Genomic DNA, 22,199 nt, shown 5'->3' with positions numbered 1-22,199 from the left:
ATGGTTAAATTCCTACTACAACGTCCTATCGCGGTACTGATGGCTTTTACGGCCTGTTTTATCGTGGGATTGGTCACTTACTTTACCATTCCTATATCGTTGTTGCCCGATATTGCTATACCGGAGATCACGATACAGGTATCCGGACAGAATACGTCGGCCCGCGAACTGGAAAACACGGTCGTTAAACCGATCCGGCAGCAATTGATGCAGGTGGCCGCCTTACGTGATATCCAGAGCGAAACACGCGACGGGGCAGGTATTATCCGGCTGAGCTTCGACTTCGGGACAAATACGGATCTAGCTTTCATCGAGGTGAACGAAAAGATAGATGCGGCGATGAATTATCTGCCGCGCGAGGTAGAACGTCCACGGGTGATCAAGGCCAGTGCAACGGACATTCCGGTGTTCTGTCTGAATCTGACGCTTAAATCGGGGGATAGCGAAACCGCTTTCCTCGATCTTTGCCAGTTTGCCGAGACGGTGATCAAACGGCGTATCGAGCAGTTGCCGGAAGTGGCTATGGTAGATATTACGGGGATACTGAAACGCCAGTTGCAGATCGTGCCCGATATCAATATGATGGAAATGGCGGGTATTACACTGAGTGATCTGGAGTCGGCATTAAGTTCGAACAATATCGAACCGGGAAGCATGACCGTACGGGATGGATACTATGAATACAACATCAAATTCTCGACCCTGCTGCGTACGCCGGAAGATGTACAGAATATCTATATCCGGAAAAACGACCGTATCTTCCAGCTGAAAGAGTTGGCGAAGGTGGCGGTAGTGCCTGAGAAAGAGGTCGGGGCTTCGCTGTCGGGCGGTAAACGGGCGGTTACACTGGCTGTGATCAAGCAGGCGGACGAGAATATGGATAATATGAAAGAGGCGCTCGGCGAGGTGACGAATTACTTTGCCACGGTCTATCCGGATATCGAGTTCAGTATCAGCCGTAACCAGACGGAGTTGCTCGATTATACGATCTCCAACCTGAAACAGAACCTGTCGCTCGGTTTCCTTTTCATTTGTATCGTGGCGATACTTTTCCTGGGAGACATCAAGAGCCCGGCCGTGATCGGCCTGAGTATGGTGGTCAGCCTGGTTATCAGTTTCCTGTTCTTCTATATGTTCAAGATGTCGCTGAATATCATATCCCTTTCAGGACTGATCATGGCACTAGGTATGATGATCGACAGTTCGATCATCGTGACGGAAAACATCACGCAATACAGGAACAAAGGATGTTCATTGGAAGAAGCATGCAATAAAGGGACTTCGGAAGTTATTACTCCGATGCTGAGTTCCACATTTACCACGATCGCGGTATTTGTACCGCTGGTATTTATGAGCGGGATAGCCGGGGCTATCTTCTACGACCAGGCATTTGCCGTAACTGTCGGGCTGATGGTTTCGTACTTCACCGGGATCATGTTGCTTCCCGTTCTTTACAAGCTGGTTTACAGCATTCCAGACATCAAACATACCGGATTCAATCTACGGATCAATAATCTGATCAAAGAACATACGCTCGATCGTTTTTATGATGCGGGAATCGATTTCGTATTCCGTCATAAGAGATCGAATATGCTGTTCCTCATCGCTATGCTTCCGCTTTGCGCCATCCTGTTTTATGAAGTACCGAAAAGCAGGATGCCGGAGATCGACCAGAACGAGCTGATCGCACATATCGAATGGAACGAGAACATCCATATCGATGAAAACCGGGAACGGGTAAGCAGGTTGTTCACCCAGATGGAAAATGACGTACAGGAATATACCTCGTATGTGGGACAGCAGCAATTCCTGTTAAACAGGGATCGTGAGTTATCGACTTCGGAAGCTGAGTTATACTTTAAAACAGTAAAGACGTCGGATATTGCACCCTTGCAGGAGAAAGTGACGGGCTGGCTCGACAAGAACTATCCGCAAGCCGTTTTCTCTTTCTCCCCTCCGGTTACCGTGTTTGAGAAGTTATTTGTAACCGGCGAAGCGGATATCGTTGCCGAGTTTTATGCACGCAACAAGGCGGAAGCTCCGGAAGCACAGGCTTTAAAATCGTTGGAGTCGAAGATCAAGACAGAAGCCGGACAGGTACCGGTAGGCGTCGCTTTCGAGAACCAGATGAATATATCGGTCGACCGGCAGAAGCTGTTACTTTATAATGTGGATTACAACGAGGTGTATCGTTTGCTGAAAACGGCTTTCAAGGAAAATGAAGTCGCCACCCTCCGCTCCTACCAGCAATATCTGCCGATAACGCTGGCCGGTGACGGCAAGACAGTCAACAGTGTCTTGCAGCAAACATTGGTACAGACCCTCCCGGACAAAGAGGGTAAAAGCCAGTATATCCCTTTGCAATCGCTGGTACGGGTGACGCAGGGGGAAGACCTGAAAACGATCTCTGCCGGAAAGAACGGCGAATACATCCCGTTCAGTTTCTACGATGTTGATAAGGCGGAACCGTTGATGGAAGAGGTGAGAAAGTTAGGGGGACAGGACTGGGAGATAGATTTCTCCGGCAGCTTCTTCTCCAACCAGAAGATGTTGAGTGAGTTGGTCGTGATCCTGCTGATATCCTTGTTGCTGATGTATTTCATCCTGGCAGCCCAGTTCGAGAGTTTCCTGCAACCGCTTATTGTACTGCTGGAAATACCGATCGACGTGGCGGCCGCGCTGTTGATACTTTGGATATGCGGGCATACAATGAACCTGATGAGTGCGATCGGTATCGTGGTGACTTGCGGTATCGTTATCAACGACTCGATCCTGAAACTGGATGCGATCAACGAGTTGCGGAAAGAAGGTACCCCGTTGATGGAAGCGATCCATGAAGCGGGCAGGCGCCGTTTGCGTCCCATTATCATGACTTCGCTGACTACGATATTCGGTATGGTTCCCCTGTTATTCTCATTCGATATGGGTAGCGAGTTGCAGAAACCGCTTTCCATCGCCATGATATCAGCCATGCTGATCGGTACCGCCGTCAGCCTCTTTGTCATTCCGCTGGTGTACTGGTTTATTTACAGGAAACATGACCAGTCGCATTTGACGATTGAAAAACAAACGGAAGTTTAACGAATTATATAGAATGCCGTTATGAAGATAGGTAAGATAATATTATCATTTCTGTTATTCACCTCTGTCTATTTGCAGGCCCAGCCACTTACCCTGTCGCTGGAAAGGACGATTTCGCTGGCGGCGGACAGTTCGCTGGAAGCGTTCAGGACAAAGAATATGTATCTGGCCGGATACTGGCAATACAGGACGTATAAGGCAGACCGTTTGCCGAGCCTGACGCTGAACCTGACACCGGCACAGTATTACCGGGATATTACGCGTAGGTATGACTCTCAGAATGATGTGGATGTATATAAAAAGCAACAATCGTTCTACGCCAGCGGAAATGTAGAGATCAAACAAAACTTCGACCTGCTCGGGGGTACTTTCTATCTGGACTCCGACCTGGGCTATATGCGTAATTTCGGAAACGACGATAACCCCGCAAACAACCAGTTCACCACCGTTCCTATCCGGCTCGGTTATCAACAGAGCCTGTTCGGTTATAACCCCTTCCGATGGGAACGGAAGATCGAACCGCTTAAATACGAGAAAGTGAAAAAAGAACTGCTCTATAATATCGAACAGATCAGCGAACAAGCTACGACCTATTTCTTTGCCCTCGCCATGGCACAAGCCGAATACGACCTAGCCAAAGAGAATGTGGCTTCTACCGATACGCTCTATCGTACCGGCCAGGAGCGGCATAAGATCGCATCGATCAACAAGGCCGAACTCCTGACCCTGAAACTGGATGCCGTCAATGCCCGCAATACCCTGCAAAACACGGAGATCGCTTTGAAAAGGGCGATGTTCAGCCTAGCTTCTTTCCTCAACTTCGATAAGAATACGGAGATACGGTTAAGGCTGCCGGGGCGTCCGCGGGATATGCAGATCTCGGTAGATGAAGCGTTGGTGCTCGCCCGGGAGAACAACCCGAAGTTCCTCGGTCTCCGCCAGGAGATTATGGAAGCGGAACAGCAGGTGGACAAGACAAAGAAAGAGGCCATGTTCAATGCCTCCATCAATGCCAGTATCGGTTTCAACCAGGTGGCGAGCAAGTTGAAAGATGCTTATCGCGATCCGCTGCAACAGGATATTGTCTCTGTCTCCGTCTCCATCCCGCTTGTAGACTGGGGCGTACGCAAAGGGAAACATAATATCGCCAAAAACAACCTGAATGTGACGCAGATCTCCGCCCGGCAGGAAGAACTGACCGTAGAGGAAGATGTGATCATGACGGTAGGCGATTTCAATATCCAGCAGAACCTGATCAGCAGTGCGGAAGAAGCGCTCGACCTGGCTCTTATGGCTTACAGCGAAACCAAACAGCGGTTTATGATCGGGAAGGCGGATATCAACAGCCTGACCCTCTCGCTGAACCGCCAGCAGGAGGCACAGCGCAACTACATCTCCGCCCTTCAAAATTATTGGCTGAGTTATTTCAAGATACGAAAACTGACGTTACATGATTTTGAAACGGGGATATCCCTGTCCAGTGAATTCGACTATGCGCAGGGACTGTAAAAAATGACGGCACCCGTCAACGAGGCTTGACGACCATCGTCAACGGTAACTGACGACCACCGTCAACGAGCTTTGACGACTGCCGTCAATGGCTGCTGAGAATCATTATCGAAAAAACAGATAAATAATAATAGAATATACAGATGTCCGCATCTCCTAAAATATCATCCTTTACGATCATCGTCACCTTCCTTTGCGTGGCGCTGACAGGACTGGCGTTTATTCCTCTCCTGCCGATCAAGCTGTCGCCGTCGCGCACCTTGCCACGGCTGACCGTCAGCTACAACATGCCGGGTAATTCGGCACGTGTGATCGAGATGGAAGTGACTTCGCGGCTGGAGTCGATGCTGGCACGTATCAAGGGGATCAAGGAGATCAACTCCACTTCCGGCAACGGCTGGGGCTATGTGACGCTGGAACTGGACAAACATACGAATATCGATGCCGCCCGTTTCGAAGCCTCCACGATCATCCGCCAGACCTGGCCGAGCTTGCCCGACGGGCTTAGTTATCCGGTACTTGAAATGAGTCGTCCCGACGATAAGGAGTCGGGGCCTTTTATGACCTATACGCTGAATGCCGCGGCCACCCCGATCTTCATACAACGGTTTGCCGAAGACCAGATAAAACCGCGCCTGGCTGGTATCCCGGGCATCTACCGGATCGACGTGCGGGGAGCCACCCCAATGGAATGGCGGTTGGAATATGACAGCCGGCAACTGGCCACGCTCGGTATCACGACGGAAGAGATACAGTCTGCCATCAACCAATATTACAAAAAGGAATTCCTCGGGACAGGAAATGTCAACAGGAAAGGGCACGAAGAATGGATCCGCCTGGCTCTGATACCCGAAGCCGGACAGCAGGACTTCGACCCGTCGCGTATCACCGTCACGAATAAGGAAGGGAAGCTGATCCGTCTGGATCAATTGCTTAAGGTGACCCGGCAGGAAGAAGCACCGCAAAGTTATTATCGTATCAACGGGCTGAATTCGATCTATTTGTCTATCCGGGCAGAAGAAACGGCTAACCAGCTGGAACTGGCCAAACAGGTGAAAAAGGAAATGGAGCATATACGCGGACTACTGCCCCAGGGATATGAGATACATACCAGTTACGACGCGACCGAATTCATCCAGAATGAGCTGAATAAGATCTACATACGTACCGGACTGACTATCCTGATCCTGTTATTGTTCGTCCTGCTGATCACGCGGAACGTGCGCTATCTCTTCCTGATTGTCGTCAGCCTGAGTGTAAATCTCTGTATCGCCGTCATCTTCTTTTACCTGGCCGGATTGGAGATGCAGTTGTATTCTTTGGCCGGGGTTACCATATCTTTAAGCCTGGTGATCGACAATACGATCGTCATGACCGACCATATCCGCAACCGGCATAACCGGAGAGCCTTCCTCTCCATCCTGACCGCTACACTGACTACAATCGGTGCGCTCGTCATCATCTTCTTCCTGGATGAAAAGATCCGGCTGAACCTGCAGGACTTTGCTGCCGTGGTAATTATCAACCTGGCAGTATCGCTGGCCGTCGCCCTGTTCTTTGTTCCCGCCATGATAGAGAAGCTGGGACTGGGACAAAAGAAAAAGGCAGCCCGGAAAGTCGGTGCATTAACAGCCGGTGCAGAACCGACGCGATGGGTACGTTTCAAAAAGCAGGTCAACAGGCAGATCAAACGGTTCCCCGTCCGGTTCAATCGGTTTTACCTGGGACAGATCCACTTCCTCTGCCGCTGGAAGAAGACGGCCTGCCTGGTTCTTGTCCTGATTTTCGGACTCCCCGTATTCCTTCTGCCGGAGAAGATCGAGATGGACGACAAGGACAAGGTATATACCGCTACCGACTCGCTGCTTGTCGAGAAGTATAACAAAATAGTTTCCGGCGAAACATACAAAGAGAAAGTTAAGCCCGTCATCGACAAGGCGCTCGGAGGCACCTTGCGCCTCTTCGTCCAGAAAGTGTACGAAGGCAGTTATTTTACCCGAAATGACGAAACGGTTCTTTCCGTCAGCGCTTCGCTCCCCAACGGAACTACGCTGGAACAGATGAACCAACTGATGGGACGTATGGAGGCCTATCTGAGTACATTCAAGGATATACGCCAGTTCCAGACCAATATCTACAGCGCCCGGCAGGCAGGGATACGCATCTATTTCACCAAAGCGGCCGAACGGAGCGGTTTCCCGTATACACTGAAAAGCAGGATCATCAGCAAGGCACTCGAACTGGGTGGCGGCAGTTGGAACGTATACGGATTACAGGATCAGGGCTTCAGCAACGATGTAAGAGAAGGAGCCGGTTCTTTCCGTATAGAGATGTATGGCTATAATTACGATGAATTATATGAGTGGGCGGAACAGTTAAAGTCGAAACTCCTCACCTACCGCCGTATCAAGGAAGTACTTATCAACTCGGAATTCTCCTGGTGGAAAGACGATTATCAGGAGTTCTATTTCAACCTGAACAAAGCCCGGATGGCACAGGAGAACATCCTGCCGATCGAACTGTTCGCCTCCATCGATCCGGTATTCGGCAAAGACATTTACAGCGGAACGATCATCGTGGACAACGAAACGGAGAAACTGAAACTGAGTTCCCGCCAGGCACGCGACTACGACGTGTGGAGCATGCAGCACGTCCCGCAGCAGATCAAAGGACGATCCTACAAACTGTCGGAACTGGCAACCGTCGAGAAAGGCCAGATGCCCCAGAAGGTGGCCAAAGTGAACCAGCAATACCGCCTGTGCCTGCAATACGAATATATCGGTGCTTCCAACCAGGGGACGAAAATACAGGAACGCGTACTGAAAGAGTTTAACGCAGCCCTGCCGATGGGGTACACCGCCAAGTCGGAAAGTTATTACTGGAGCTGGAATACAAAAGATAACAAACAGTATCTGTTATTATTGCTGATCATCGTGATTATTTTCTTTACAACCAGTATCCTGTTCAATTCGCTTAAGCAACCGTTGGCTGTTATCTTCGTTATTCCGATCTCTTATATCGGGGTATTCCTGACTTTCTACTGGTTCAAACTGAATTTCGACCAGGGAGGGTTCGCTTCTTTCGTCCTGTTATGCGGTATTACCGTGAACGCCAGTATTTATATATTGAACGAGTACAACCAATTACGCACCAATAAACCGCTGATGCCGGCCTGGCGTGCTTACCTGAAAGCATGGAACGCAAAGATCACGCCAATCTTCCTGACCGTGATCTCTACCATCCTGGGATTCATACCTTTTATGCTAGGCCCAGACAAAGAAGCATTCTGGTTTCCGCTGGCAGCCGGAACTATCGGAGGACTGATCATGTCTATTGCCGGAATCTTTATTTACCTGCCTATTTTTACCCTGAAAAAATAATCATATTGTAATCGGTTTAAACGATCTAAAACTATTTTCTTTCCTAAATTTGCGGGATTAATAGACAATTTGTTAAATCCTCTAAACCCTTCTTACCCCCGGGATGTTTATTCTAGGAGCTGAAAAGTAGCGCCTAAGAGAACATCTAAGCTTGAACTTTATTGATCTTTTTCTATGGCGACATCTTAGGATTATGTAAGAAATGGGAAAAGAAGTCCTCTCTTTATTGCAAGAAGCAGAGTCCGATATCACCCTAAAAATAAATTAAAGATGAAAGTTTTATTCAAGTACCTACGACTATTCTCCCTCTCAACGAGCGGAGCGTTACTTCTGTGTATTGTATTTGCCGCTAATCCCAATATTGCGGAAGGAACAATTACCGGCAAAGTATTCTGGTTTCATTTTACCATTTTATTACTTGCATTCAGCGTACTTTTTATGGAAGCCACTATCAGAAAATGTAACTTTACCTTTACACTGCCTGACGGACTTTTGCTACTGTTCTCCGGACTGGTTCTGCTAAACTACGACCATGATCTGAATCCCCAACCGGAAAGACTACTCTTCGCCGGCCAATTGACTATGCTATGGTTCATGCTGCGGGCCGTTATGCAGACACATCCTGAAATCAGGCTCTTTTTCCTTTCAATCATCATGTGTACCGGTGTGTTTGAGGCCTTTTGGGGAATGGGGCAACTATACGGAACTCCGGCGGACAACCATCCCCTGTTTAATGGGAGCGGACTGGAATTTAGCCCGGGGCCGTTTTCCGGTTACTTGGCAATCGTACTCCCCTTATGCCTGAATATTGCATTGCGATTTCGCGACTGCGACAAAATAGCCTGGTGGGAAACCAGAACAATGCTATTTTACCTGGCCGTGTTCGGTATCATTATCATTCTCATCGCTCTTCCGGGAGGACTGAGCCGCCCGGCATGGCTGGCTGCAATCGCTTCTTGCAGCTGGGTATTCTTTCTTCGCAAATCCGGGTGGAAAATACTCAAACAAAGGGTTCTAACACATAGCAAAACCGTTGTGATCACTTGTGCTTTCTTATTTCTTTTCATTGCGGGGCTACCCACTCTGGGAGGTCTTATCCATCCCGATAAGTCGGCCGGGCGTATGCTGATGTGGAATGTCACCACCAAAGCCATACTGGAACAACCCGTAACAGGAACAGGGCTGGGCGGTTTTCCCACCTCCTATGCAAAATCACAAGCCGATTACTTTTCATCCGGAAAAGCTTCCGACATGGAACGGCTGGCAGCCTGTTGTCCGAGATTTGCATTCAACGAGTATCTGCAAATGGGACTGGAGTACGGTATCGTCGGATTGCTGCTTTTCTCTTTGTGGATCGGGTTTGTCCTCTACTACGGACTAAAGAATAAACAGGTCGGATCGACAGGATGTATCATTGCCCTGCTCTTCTTCTCCATGTATTCCTATCCGTTGCAGCTGCCGTCATTCTGGGTGTTACTGTTGTTTTTCTCCGCTACCTGCGTAACGATACCGGGCAAACTACAGAAGCCTTCCCCGAAAACATTCCCATATATCGGAACATTTGCAGCATTGGCCGCCTGTATGTTATTTTTCGGGCAGAGAAGTTATTACCAGTCTTATAAGGAATGGAAGATACCGGGCAAACTACAGAAGCCTTCCCCGAAAACATTCCCATATATCGGAACATTTGCAGCATTGGCCGCCTGTATGTTATTTTTCGGGCAGAGAAGTTATTACCAGTCTTATAAGGAATGGAAAACGCTACGGATACTGGAACAGAAGGACGAACACAGTGTGGCAGCCCAGGGCTACCAGAGCTTGTATCCCAAGTTATCGCACCAGGTAGAATTTTTACGGGAAGGAGCGAAGTGTCTCCAGCAGAACAAACAATTCGCAGATGCGGTTATCTGGACGAACCGCGCCTTACAGCTAAGCGCAGACCCTGAGTTCTATGATATAATGGCAGAGAGCCACCGGCAACTCGGACTTTACAAACAAGCCGAAAAATGCTTGCTGCAATGTCTCCACATTCTGCCGGAACGGATAGAGACTTATTATCAGTTGACAAAATTATACTCGGAAGACTCTTATTATCAACCTGATAAATTAAAGTTAGCCGCCTACTCCGTTCTTACCAGTCAACCTGCGGATAAATCAAAAGCGAGCGAATCGATGAAGGAGGATGTAAACAGACTTCTTCAGCATGCAATAACAAACAACAAATAATTAACTGATTATCGGACAAGCAATACCATTTTAGGACCACTATTCCCTCCATTTTTATTGCACAATTAAATTATATGCCCTATCTTTGCCGAAATTTTGCGAGGAAGAGTTTCATGACGAATAAGATACATAAGTGTAATCCGATGTTTATCTCCGGTTCAACGCCGGACATTGAAGCTCATTTCTTTACTTTACGGGAATATAATTTGTTTATATAGGATGCGTTAGTTATTTTTACTAACGCATTTTTTTTGTGTCCCGCGAGTGGCAATTATATAAGGAATAACATTCTATAAAATATTAATAAACAAAACAACCCAATTACTATGTCGAAAATTGGAATCAAAAAGGTGATTGTTCTGGGCTCGGGTGCCCTGAAGATCGGACAGGCCGGAGAGTTTGACTACTCTGGTTCACAAGCATTGAAGGCACTGAAAGAAGAAGGTATCAGTACCGTATTGCTGAATCCGAACATTGCAACTATTCAAACATCGGAAGGGGTAGCAGACAAGGTGTACTTCCTGCCTATCACTCCGTATTTTGTTGAAGAAGTAATCAAAAAAGAACAACCGGACGGAATCCTGCTGGCTTTTGGTGGCCAGACTGCCCTGAACTGCGGAACCCAGTTATACACCAGCGGCACACTTGCTAAATATGGCGTAAAGGTACTGGGTACTTCTGTCGAAGCTATCATGTACACGGAAGACCGCGACCTGTTTGTAAAGAAACTGAATGAGATCGACGTAAAAACACCGGTAAGCCAGGCTGTTGAGACAATGGATGATGCCGTGAAAGCTGCCTACAAGATCGGCTTCCCGGTAATGATCCGCTCCGCTTATGCACTGGGCGGTATGGGTAGCGGTATCTGCAAGGACGAAGCAGAACTGCGTACGCTGGCAGAAAGCGCTTTCGCTTATTCTTCACAGATCCTGGTGGAAGAATCGCTGAAAGGCTGGAAAGAAATTGAATTCGAAGTAATCCGCGATAAGAACGACCATTGCTTCACGGTTGTAAGCATGGAAAATGTAGATCCGCTGGGTGTACATACCGGTGAAAGTATCGTAGTTGCTCCTACCTGCTCACTGACCGACAAAGAGCTGGATCTGCTGAAAGAACTGTCTACCAAGACAATCCGCCACCTGGGTATCGTAGGCGAATGTAACATTCAATATGCATTCAACTCCGACACTTGCGACTACCGCGTGATCGAAGTAAACGCCCGTCTGAGCCGTTCTTCTGCCTTGGCATCCAAAGCGAGCGGTTATCCTCTGGCTTTCGTTGCCGCTAAGTTGGCGTTAGGTTACAGCCTCGACGAAATCGGCGAAATGGGTACTCCGAACTCTGCTTATAAAGCTCCGGAAGTAGACTATATGATCGTGAAGATCCCGCGTTGGGACTTGACAAAGTTCGTTGGTGTCAGCCGCCTGATCGGTTCGAGCATGAAGTCTGTCGGCGAAATCATGTCGATCGGTAAGAGCTTCGAAGAGATCATGCAGAAGGGTCTGCGTATGATCGGACAGGGCATGCACGGTTTCGTTGGCAACAACGACCTGGAATTCGACAACCTCGACGATGCACTGGCCAACCCGACCGACCTGCGTATCTTCGCCGTAGCAAAAGCGCTGGAAGAAGGTTACACCGTAGAACGTATCCACGAACTGTCGAAGATCACTCCGTGGTTCCTGAACGGTTTGAAAAATATCGTAGACTATACCAAGGTATTGTCTCAATACAATAAGATCGAAGATCTGCCCGAAGAAGTGATGAAGGAAGCTAAACGCTTAGGTTTCTCCGACTTCCAGATCGCCCGTTACGTTGAGAATCCGGAAGGAAACATGGAAAAGGAAAACATCCGTGTACGTAACCTGCGTAAGAAAATGGGTATCCTGCCAAGCGTAAAACGTATCAACACAATCGCTTCCGAACATCCGGAACTGACGAACTACCTGTATATGACTTATGATGGTAGCGAACATGATATTCCTTACTACAAGAACGACAAGAGCGTGGTTATCCTGGGTTCAGGTGCTTACCGTATCGGTTCTTCCGTAGAGTTCGACTGGTGTTCGGTGAACGCTGCACAGACAGCCCGCAAACTGGGTTACAAGTCGATCATGATCAACTACAACCCGGAAACGGTTTCTACCGACTACGATATGTGCGACCGTCTGTACTTCGACGAACTTTCTTTCGAACGTGTACTCGACGTAATGGATCTGGAAATGCCAAAGGGTGTAATCGTATCCGTAGGTGGTCAGATACCTAACAACCTGGCCATGAAGCTGTATCGCCAGAACGTTCCGGTACTGGGTACTTCCCCGCTGTCGATCGACCGCGCTGAAAACCGCCACAAATTCTCCGCCATGCTGGATACACTGGGTATCGACCAGCCGCGTTGGGCAGAGTTGACCAGTATGGAAGAGATCGACGGCTTTATCGAAAAGGTAGGCTTCCCGATCCTGATCCGTCCGTCTTATGTTCTTTCAGGTGCAGCGATGAACGTATGCCACAACAAGGAACAGATGATCGAATTCCTGGATCTGGCCGCTAAGGTATCTAAAGAATATCCGGTCGTTGTTTCCGAATTCCTTCAGGGAGCAAAAGAAGTGGAATTCGACGCAGTAGCCATGAACGGCGAAGTGGTTGAATACGCCATCTCCGAACATATCGAGTTTGCCGGTGTCCACTCAGGTGACGCCACACTGGTATTCCCGGCTCAGAAGATCTACTTCGAAACGGCACGCCGTATCAAGAAGGTGAGCAAGATGATCGCGAAAGAGCTGAATATCAGCGGCCCGTTCAATATCCAGTTCCTGGCTAAGAACAACGATGTGAAGGTTATCGAATGTAACCTGCGTGCATCACGTAGTTTCCCGTTCGTATCAAAGGTTCTGAAACGCAACTTCATCGAAACGGCCACACGCATCATGTTGGATGCTCCTTATACAAAACCGGACAAAAGCGCTTTCGACATCGACTGGATCGGTATCAAGGCTTCTCAATTCTCATTCGCCCGTCTGCATAAAGCAGACCCTGTACTGGGTGTGGATATGAGCTCTACCGGTGAAGTAGGTTGCATCGGCGATGACTTCAACGAAGCATTGCTTTCTGCCATGATCGCCGTAGGTAATACCATTCCTAAAAAGAATGTCCTGGTTTCTTCGGGTGCAGCCAAGAGCAAAGTAGATTTGCTGGAACCCTGCCGCCTGCTGAATGAGAAAGGATACCAGATCTATGGTACCGCCGGAACTGCTAAATTCCTGAACGAGAACGGTATTGCCGCTACAGCCGTATGCTGGCCGGATGAACAGGGCGACCTGAATATCATGGATATGTTCAGCAACCACGTATTCGAACTGGTTGTAAACATCCCGAAAGACCATAGCAAACGCGAGCTGACCAACGGTTACAAGATCCGCCGTGCAGCGATCGACCATAACATTCCGCTGATCACCAACGCACGTCTGGCCAGCGCGTTTATCGAAGCTTTCTGCACTATGGATGTGAAAGATATCCAGATCAAAGATTGGCAGGATTATAAATAAGCAAATATTTTTATTATATTTGTGACCATAATACGTAGAGACAGGACAAAACCCTGTCTCTACACGTTTAATTCTTATTCGAAGCTTATGTATAGACTACCGATATTATTCCTTGCCTTCATGCTCACCTTCTGGGTGGCGCGTGCATCATCGGTAGATGTTCCTAATATCTTCATCAAAAATTTTACTGTAGACGATTATAAAGCCAGTTGCCAGAACTGGGGACTATCGGTAGCCTCCGACGGGGTGCTGTATGTAGCCAACAACATGGGCTTGCTCACCTTCGACGGCAACACCTGGAAACACTATGAAACACCGGACAAGGAAGCCATTAACGGCGTCACTTTCCTGAACGATACGATTTACACCATCAGCGAGGGTTCTTTCGGAGGGTGGACACGCGACAATCTCGGCGTAATGCGTTACCACAAACTCAACAAGATACCGGCCGAAGTTAAATTCAAGGAACCGCCGGCATCCATTCCCTTCGTTCTTCCCGATGAAATACTTCATGCGCAGCCATCTGTCTTTATGACGATAGATGATATGTATTTCATAGGGACACAGAATCGTGGGCTGTATATCACAAGCCCCGACGGAACTATTCTCCGCCATTTATCGACACAGGATCAATCGTTGCCCGACAATATCGTGCGTGCTATCTGTATACAGGACGCCCAGCAGATATGGGTCGCTTTCGATAACGGGCTGTCGCAGATATCATTCGAACCTTCCCTCGTCAGACTGGGAAAGAGAAGCGAGATAGGCAAGCTCAAAAATGCTTTTCTGCGCAACGACACGTTATATATCCAGACCAATACCGGCTATTTCAAAAGGACATTAAAAGGCGGCGACAGTTTCCAGCCTCTCGACATCAGCAAGGAGCTGTTTTATTTTCCGCCTCAGACAATCGCTTACGATACACTTCAGGTCAATTCCATATTCAATAATCCCGAAGCTTTAGGAAACTTTGCCGATGCCGACCAGATTTATCCCATCGGGAACGACCTCTACTGGCTCTGCGTGAAGAACGAAGCCGGACTGTTCCATAACGAAAACGGGAACGCGACATTAAAATGCAGGCTGCTGCTCGACAATTACAATATGAATATGGTGAGCAGAGACAGGAGAATGTTCCCGCTTAGCGACTCTTTACACCTGATCTCAGCCATGCAAGGCGTATTACTGGTCAATATACGCGACCTGATCGGCAGTGGGCTGGGAGCCGGAACGCCCCTGCAAATATCGGAAATAGAATATGTAGACAAGCACGGCGAACATAATTTACCCGTCAACTCGGAAAAGATCACATTACCCCATAATTTCCAGGAACTATCCGTTTACGTGGGAAGTACGATCTTTACGCCCAACCATCTGATCAGCTACATGATAGAGGGAGTGTCGTCCGATTGGTCGCCCTGGCAGAAAGACGGGGAGATATCCTTTCTTCAGCTACCGGAGGGCAAATACACCCTGAAGATACGAAAATACGTGGTCAGAGGCCCTTATATGGAAATAGCGATCCCGATCACCGTCCGTCCCCCCTGGTATAATACCATCTGGGCATGGCTGGCCTATATTATCCTTACCGGGATAATAGCCAAGTTCGTACTCGGTTATCACCTGCGAAATCTGCGTAAGGAAGAACTTGCCCGGCAGGAAGCCGAAAGACAGGCTGAAAAACAGAAGATCCAGCAGATGAAAAGCGACATGCTGGAAGCCGAACTGCAAAATAAGAACAACGAGCTGAGCCTGCAAACCTCGGCACTCCTGAAAAGAAACCAGGCCATACAGGCATTGCTGGACGAGTTGGAGCGTCAGAAAGAAACGCTGGGCGACCGTTATCCGAATAAGTTATATATACGGATGAAGAATCTGATAGAAGAATCTCTGAACGACCAGGCAGACTGGCTGTTGTTTGAGAGCCACTTTAACAGTGCACATCAGAATTTCATCGAACGTTTACGCCAGCAATATTCAGATATCACAACAGGAGATTTGCGTATCTGCTGTTTGTTGCGGATGAATCTCTCTACAAAAGAAATTGCATCGCTTCTAAACGTATCCGTACGTGCCATAGAACTACGCAGATACCGTTTAAGAAAGCGCCTTTCACTGGATGGGGACACCAACCTCATCGATTTCCTTATGAATTACTAAAAAATATTTTCTATTTTTCCACATTCGGCAATAAGCTACATATCAATGATATACCTATCATTGTAGTAGCGATGAGAAAGTATTGTAGCATTATTTTCCACCTCACAAATAAATTGTGCAAGTAGTGTAGTAGTACTTTTTATCCGATATACTTTTAAATATACTTCCTTTGCCAGTGCAAATGAATCTTAATTTCTAAGACACGATGAAACACGAGCTGGAAGAACAACTTGAAGAGTTGGAAAGGCAAGGCATCAGTCGCCGCCATTTCCTGAAAATATTAACAGCCGCTGGTATTATAACAGCTGTAGGTACACAAAAAGTTCACGCATTCTCAAGTGATGCAAAAGGTAAAATTGTAGTTATCGGTGGAGGGGCAGCCGGAATCAGTATGGCAGCACGCCTGATGCACTGGCTGGATAACCCGGATATTACATTGATCGATCCAAGCGACCGTCAGTATTATCAACCCGGTTTTACTTTAATTGCTTCAGGGGTTTACCAACCGGAAGATGTTTGGAAGAAGCAGGAGAATTGTATTCCGGACGGCGTGAAATGGATTAAAGATTCAGTTGCAGCAGTCGACCCGGTAATGAACCAGGTGACAACAGCCAACAACGAAAAGATCCCATACGACTTTCTGGTATTGACACCGGGGGTACAAACAAACTGGGAAAAGGTTGAAGGCATTACACACGATACGTTAGGAGCAGGAAACGCTCACAGTATATATGATTTCGAAGGTGCACAAAAAACCTGGAAAGCGCTTCAGGAATTCTCTAAAACAGGTGGCCGTGGTATCTATACCGATACATACACGAAACACAAATGTGGAGGAGCACCGAAAAAGATTTGTTTGCTGACAGAGGATTACACCCGCCAACACGGGACAAGGGACAACGTTAAACTGGATTACTTCACAGCCGCCAAAGAGCTGTATGATATTCCTTTTTATACTCCCCGTCTACTGGAGATCTATAAGGAACGTAACATTCCGATCAATCTCAACGTGCGTGTAAAAGGTGTCGATACCTCAGCCAAACAGGTACATTTTGAAAAGGTTGAAACAGTCGGAGAAGAAAAGGTGATCACTCCTTTCGTGGAAGATTACGATTTCTTTCACTTCGCACCGCCAATGTCGGCTCCCGATTTCGTTCGCGAAGCAGGCCTGGGATGGACAGAAGGCAAACTGGCTGCCGAAGCCTGGGTGATGGTCGACAAAGCGACACTGGTTCATAAAACGTATCCGAACATTGTCTCCCTGGGAGATGTTGCCGGAATACCGACCAGTAAAACCTCTGCTGCCGTACGTATGCAGGTGCCGATCGCAGCAAAGAACCTGATCTCGCTGATGGAAGGCAAAGAACCTGTTGAGAAATACAACGGTTACGCAGCCTGCCCAATTGTAACAGACTATGGACACGTACTTTTGTGCGAGTTCGACTATGATAAAAAGCCGGTTCACTCGTTCCCGTTCAGCATGCTGGACACATCGAAAGAACAATGGGCGGCTTGGTTACTGAAAGTTTACATGTTGAAACCGATGTATTTCTACGGAATGCTGAACGGTTACGCTTAACGGACCAAAAATAACAACTCCCTATAATTCAAATGCCAAACTACAGAAAATCCCCGGCTCAACTCCTTGAGACCGGGGATTTTGTTTTAAAAGCCTATAAGTACTAATTGTAAACTCCTTACTCAGTATTGCCAGGGTGTACAGGGTATTCCGCCAGGGTGTACAGGATAATTCACCAGGGTGTACTGGGTAACCGATTATCCTGTACACCCTGGCAATACTGAATCCTTACTTTTATACTAATAGGTAATAAGCTTTAAACTAAAAGACAGGCTGAAAAGGAATAATTTTCACAAAAGGGAGTGATAGATAAAGGGTGGCAGATGGCAGATAGGATGACAGATAAAAACATATCATCTGCCACCCTTATAAAACTAGTATTCAATCAAATAAATCATTTTATTGCAGATGGCAGATAATATTCATAAAACTCTTGTATAAAAAAGTTATTCCATCTTCCGGTAATAACGCGGTGTATAATCCGGTAATAATTCCGGATGGAACACCCACACCAGGTCTTTCAACAGATAGTCGGGATGGATCGGAAACTCTTCATAATAAGGCACAACGCCAGTATTGCAGGTATAGATACGACGGTTTTTGAAGGCATCGAAGTTTTCGTAAGGGGTATATTCGATACGCAGATCCTTGTATGTCATATCGTTTGCCTGATTATACTTGATCAGCCACATATCGGCATGGATCGCTTTGTCGAGCACCGTTTCGAATGCCAGAGGTGTACTGCCTGCTCCGGGAAGGTCTTTAAAGACATAATCGGCTCCGGCATCTTTATACAGGTGGGCGATATAACTGTCGCCGGCCGGCATATACCAGGATGAGCCGAATTTCTTTTCGGAGATAACGGTAGGTCGGTCGGCAACCGTCTTTGTCAACTCCTTCAATGCCAGATAGCGTTGTTCCGTTTCGCGGAAAATAGAGTCTGCCATCGCAGCTTTATTGAACAGCAAGCCGTAGAAGCGCACCCATTCGGTTCGCCCCAAAGGCAACGACTCCATATAGTCGGCCGCTTCGATGATAGGAATACCCAGTTTCTCGGCAGGGCCGTAGCCTGCATTCTGGAAAGGGGAAGCAATGATGATCTCTGCACCAATATCAATGATCTTCTCGATATTCGGTGCCGTAGCCTCGCCCAGATCGGCGATCTTTCCGGCACGCAAACCTTCCTGAATAGAAGGAGTATCCATATACCGGGGCTCACATACACCGATAACCTTATCGGCTTCATTCAACTGATCGATAATGGCGGCATGCACAGAGGTATAAACGACTATATTATGAATAGGGGTTCGTACAACCGTTCCTTTAGGCAGATTGCCCGGCACAGCGGACAGATCGCGATCCACCAGAAGATAACGTTGCAGAATACGTGTACTGTCCCAGGGGTCACGTACTTCAACGGACGTATAATCCGCGAAATGCTGTACAGTGAAACCGCTGGCATAACGGATAGAGTCGGTAGAGAGGGATTGATGGTCGGCAGAACCCTGCTTCACATTACAACTGAATGTGAAGCAGAGCATCAGACCTATTAGTATTTTACAAACATCCATTGTACTTACCTTTTACTTTCCTTATTTAAGAAAGCCAACCCCCATCGGGTTGATACCGGATACTTCCAACTGGTTAAGTTTCTTTCCTTCAGCAGAGAAAATAAACATATCACCAGTGCTGGTATAATCGGATGTACCGATATAAATATCACCGTTAGATGGATTTACGTTCAGGCTATAAGCTTTTTCCACCACTGTACCGTCAGTAATAAAGTTCTTCGAAGTCTCGGTATCGCTTTTTGTATCATAAGAAACAAACTGAGTATTGACAGGTTGCCAGTTAGCATCATTCTGCGAATGAATAACATATAATTTATCAGCAGCCATGCCCATCAGAATATTATCGTCTGTATAGATAGAAGTAGATGTTTCGGCTTTTAAGTCGACACGCTGCAAGGAAGCCTTCACATCCCCGAAGTTTCCACCACATACTACATACATTTCTCCATCGCTGTCTGCTCCCATGTACATCGGGTTCAGACCGACAACGATCTTCTTTTCTTCAGTGAATGAAACAGGATCCACAACCGACAAAGTAGAATCCTGTACCGGATTATACCCCCCGGAATTAGCCACATACAGTTTTCCGCCTACTTCGCGAACCTGATAAGGATTAGGGCCTACTTTTGTTTTTTGAGTAATCTCCATTGAAGTCGTATCGATTTCTGCCAGATGACCGTCAAACAGAGTTACATATACTTTTCCTGCATAGGCAGCCAAATAACGAGGAGATTGAGGCTGACCGGAATCATCCTTCGGAGCTAATGTTTTCAACGATTTAGCATTCAGGTCGGTAATCTCGACCGTATTAGACTCACTAACAGTAATATACATTTTAGAGCCGTAAACCATGATATCATTGGCAGTATCTCCCAGACCACGACCGTTAACAGAGGAAAAGACTTTTGTATTCAAATCCTTTGTTTCAAAATCATAATAGTCCAATGTTGCATTATTTGATTGCCACTTTCCGCTATTCATTATATATACACCACGTTGCTGTTCTGATGTTGAGCCTCCCTGTCCTCCATTATCATCATCATCGCTACACGCTGTAAATGAAAAAGAGACACACGCACATAAAGCCGAAAAGCATAGTAATTCTTTTGTTTTCATCTTGTTTCTAATTAATATATTAATAATTTACACTCAAAGTTATTCGCCACGACCGTCCGGGCATAGGATAATATTGTATGACATCATACATTTTATTTGTCAGGTTCACCACTTCTCCCTGTAAACGGAATTTACAGTTCCGAAGATTGAACTCACGGTTCAGTGAAATTGTATGTTCGGCATACCGGTCGATACGGTTATCATCAATATTCTGCGGCAAGGCATAACGATCGCCTACCAATGTCACAGAATAACCGGCATTCACCCACGGATTTTGCAAAGATAAAGCAACCATACCCGAATGTTTGGGAGTATATGGTATTTGATGACGGTAGGTCTTTGCCGTCTCACTCGTTATATCTATTGCTTTCTGAAAAGTGTAATTAGCCTGCACCTGTGCTTCCATTTTCTCAAACAAAGGGATTTCCGCCAGAAAGTTCACATCCGTTCCCCCGATAGACACCTCTCCCATATTCATCATCTTCCAGACAAACATGGTAGGAATGGCTACAATCTTATCCTTTACTCGGTTATAATACCCATCGGCCGAAAGACTAAGAAAACTGAATACGGAAAAATCACCGCTCCAGGTCAGCCCCGCATTATATTGGGTCGCTTTCTCCGGCTTCAGACTTGTATTCCCCATCCGCTGATAATAAAGGTCATTGAATGTCGGGACACGGAAAATATCTTTATAGGAAACACGAACACGCAGATTCTCTTCCGGCAGAATACGCCAGGAAGCACTGACAGCCGGGGATAAACGTTTCCGGTCGGCCGGCTGGTCACCGGTCTCTACCCGTTCAGTCATATAAGTACCCAGTAAACTGGCGGTAACGGTTAGCCGGTTGTCCCGGTATTGCCCCGCCAAATAGGTCAACGATGAGTAGCGGGTTGGAAACGGACATTTCGGTAATGTATTATCCAACGTATTAACGAAGAAATCTTCGATGAGGGAGAAGGAAAAACGATCCGACAAAGTATACAAACCGGATACGGAAGTATAATATTCACGTTGGGTATAATTGTCGATCTGTACACCGTTCTCATATTTATTATTTACATCCTTATACCGGTTCCACGCATAATTAAACTTAGCCTGCGCCTGCAATGCGAATTTTTCACTTAACTGATTCTTATAATAGGCCTGCACAAAAGCATTCTTATCCCACAAACGCTCACCTGCATAATCGTTGTATAAAACAACAGAGCCGGGTAGTCCGCGTTCGGAGTCAAAATAATATCCTTTCACCGAGAAGGTTCCGCCACGTCCTAAATCTCCCCAGAGGTTCAGTTCCGTACGCCACGATTCGATATCACTGTTATGTCGTTTCAACTTTTCCGTTTGTGATACGTTTGTTAATGTAAAAGGATAATTACCATCGGCTCGCAGGTAGTCGCCATCCAAGGAAGCCGCCCATTTCTTTCCCAACTTTTGTTCATACCGGATATAAGGATTGACCATACCGAAAGAACCGGTCTTTACCTGCGCTTTCAGATGAAACGGTTTTACCAGGAAGTCAGGACGTAGCGATTTCACACTCAACGCCCCCGCCGAAGCATACATCCGGGCTGTCTGGAAAATATCATCCGTCTGTCCGATCGACAACGAAACCATTTCGACGTTATCGAGCGAGAAGCGGCTGATATCCACCTGTCCGCTCTGGGCATCCGTGATCGTTATGCCGTCATAGCTGACAGCCGTATGCTGCGCACCCAGACTTCGCACCGAGACAGTCTTCAATCCCCCTATCCCACCGTAATCTTTCACGGTAGCACCGGAGAAGCGTTTTACCGCTTCCGAAAGATCCTGTATGCCGAGCCGTTCGATACCGGTACGATCCATCACTTGAAGAGGAGTAGCCTCGCGGGTAGTGGAAGGACGCGCCTTCTCGACCACCTCGACACCCTTCAGTTGGTGATAAGTCGTCGTATCGATCTGTTGGGCAATCGCAAACACTGACGCATGCAACCATATGCCAAACAGGCATAACATTCTTATTATGTATAAATTACGCATATATCTTTTGGT

10 protein-coding genes are annotated in these 22,199 nt (G+C 47.2%); 7 read left to right on the top strand and 3 right to left on the bottom strand.

The annotated features are described in order from the left end of the window. The 7 genes from HMPREF1212_RS00700 (at position 1) to HMPREF1212_RS00670 (ending at position 17,480) form a co-directional block, all read left to right on the top strand. Positions 1-3,081: an efflux RND transporter permease subunit gene (locus tag HMPREF1212_RS00700; RefSeq protein ID WP_046148068.1), complete on the top strand. Its 3,081-nt coding sequence runs from the start codon at positions 1-3 to the stop codon at positions 3,079-3,081. Between the two features lie 21 nt (positions 3,082-3,102). Further along, positions 3,103-4,590, top strand: coding sequence for a TolC family protein (locus HMPREF1212_RS00695; RefSeq protein ID WP_046148067.1), 1,488 nt, complete (start codon positions 3,103-3,105; stop codon positions 4,588-4,590). A gap of 143 nt (positions 4,591-4,733) precedes the next feature. After that, positions 4,734-7,970 (top strand): efflux RND transporter permease subunit, encoded by a 3,237-nt coding sequence (locus HMPREF1212_RS00690; protein WP_046148066.1) that lies wholly within the window; start codon positions 4,734-4,736, stop codon positions 7,968-7,970. A gap of 270 nt (positions 7,971-8,240) precedes the next feature. Next, the gene (locus HMPREF1212_RS00685; RefSeq protein ID WP_046148065.1) at positions 8,241-10,196 is read left to right on the top strand and encodes an O-antigen ligase family protein; all 1,956 of its coding nucleotides are present in this window, start codon (positions 8,241-8,243) and stop codon (positions 10,194-10,196) included. 326 nt (positions 10,197-10,522) lie between these two features. After that, positions 10,523-13,741 carry a carbamoyl-phosphate synthase (glutamine-hydrolyzing) large subunit gene (gene carB, locus HMPREF1212_RS00680; RefSeq protein WP_028728090.1) on the top strand — a complete coding sequence of 1,073 codons (3,219 nt, stop codon included), beginning with the start codon at positions 10,523-10,525 and terminating at the stop codon, positions 13,739-13,741. A gap of 87 nt (positions 13,742-13,828) precedes the next feature. Then, entirely contained in the window at positions 13,829-15,901 is a 2,073-nt protein-coding gene (locus HMPREF1212_RS00675) for a ligand-binding sensor domain-containing protein (protein WP_046148064.1), read from the top strand. 205 nt (positions 15,902-16,106) lie between these two features. Further along, positions 16,107-17,480 carry an NAD(P)/FAD-dependent oxidoreductase gene (locus tag HMPREF1212_RS00670; RefSeq protein ID WP_046148063.1) on the top strand — a complete coding sequence of 458 codons (1,374 nt, stop codon included), beginning with the start codon at positions 16,107-16,109 and terminating at the stop codon, positions 17,478-17,480. A 446-nt stretch (positions 17,481-17,926) separates the two neighbouring features. Here HMPREF1212_RS00670 and HMPREF1212_RS00665 read toward each other — a convergent pair whose 3' ends face one another. Genes HMPREF1212_RS00665 through HMPREF1212_RS00655 form a run of 3 tightly spaced genes read right to left on the bottom strand, consistent with a single transcriptional unit; the run spans position 17,927 to position 22,187 of the window. After that, positions 17,927-19,021, bottom strand: coding sequence for an ABC transporter substrate-binding protein (locus HMPREF1212_RS00665; protein ID WP_046150175.1), 1,095 nt, complete (start codon positions 19,019-19,021; stop codon positions 17,927-17,929). 51 nt (positions 19,022-19,072) lie between these two features. Continuing rightward, entirely contained in the window at positions 19,073-20,167 is a 1,095-nt protein-coding gene (locus tag HMPREF1212_RS00660) for a YncE family protein (protein ID WP_046148062.1), read from the bottom strand. Between the two features lie 19 nt (positions 20,168-20,186). Then, complete coding sequence (locus HMPREF1212_RS00655) at positions 20,187-22,187, bottom strand: TonB-dependent receptor plug domain-containing protein (protein ID WP_046148061.1); 2,001 nt, start codon at positions 22,185-22,187, stop codon at positions 20,187-20,189. Between the last annotated feature and the right edge of the window lie 12 nt (positions 22,188-22,199).

It is taken from the genome of Parabacteroides sp. HGS0025 (assembly GCF_000969845.1).
Taxonomy (GTDB): domain Bacteria; phylum Bacteroidota; class Bacteroidia; order Bacteroidales; family Tannerellaceae; genus Parabacteroides; species Parabacteroides gordonii.
The sequence above is the reverse complement of the archived record's forward strand: the minus strand, read 5'-3'. Positions and strand labels throughout refer to the sequence as shown.

Coding starts and splice junctions, on each gene's coding strand:
- HMPREF1212_RS00670 (WP_046148063.1), top strand. CDS start 16,107: ATGAAACACGAGCTGGAAGAACAACTTGAAGAGTTGGAAAGGCAAGGC.
- HMPREF1212_RS00660 (WP_046148062.1), bottom strand. CDS start 20,167: ATGAAAACAAAAGAATTACTATGCTTTTCGGCTTTATGTGCGTGTGTC.
- carB (WP_028728090.1), top strand. CDS start 10,523: ATGTCGAAAATTGGAATCAAAAAGGTGATTGTTCTGGGCTCGGGTGCC.
- HMPREF1212_RS00675 (WP_046148064.1), top strand. CDS start 13,829: ATGTATAGACTACCGATATTATTCCTTGCCTTCATGCTCACCTTCTGG.
- HMPREF1212_RS00655 (WP_046148061.1), bottom strand. CDS start 22,187: ATGCGTAATTTATACATAATAAGAATGTTATGCCTGTTTGGCATATGG.
- HMPREF1212_RS00685 (WP_046148065.1), top strand. CDS start 8,241: ATGAAAGTTTTATTCAAGTACCTACGACTATTCTCCCTCTCAACGAGC.
- HMPREF1212_RS00690 (WP_046148066.1), top strand. CDS start 4,734: ATGTCCGCATCTCCTAAAATATCATCCTTTACGATCATCGTCACCTTC.
- HMPREF1212_RS00700 (WP_046148068.1), top strand. CDS start 1: ATGGTTAAATTCCTACTACAACGTCCTATCGCGGTACTGATGGCTTTT.
- HMPREF1212_RS00695 (WP_046148067.1), top strand. CDS start 3,103: ATGAAGATAGGTAAGATAATATTATCATTTCTGTTATTCACCTCTGTC.
- HMPREF1212_RS00665 (WP_046150175.1), bottom strand. CDS start 19,021: ATGCTCTGCTTCACATTCAGTTGTAATGTGAAGCAGGGTTCTGCCGAC.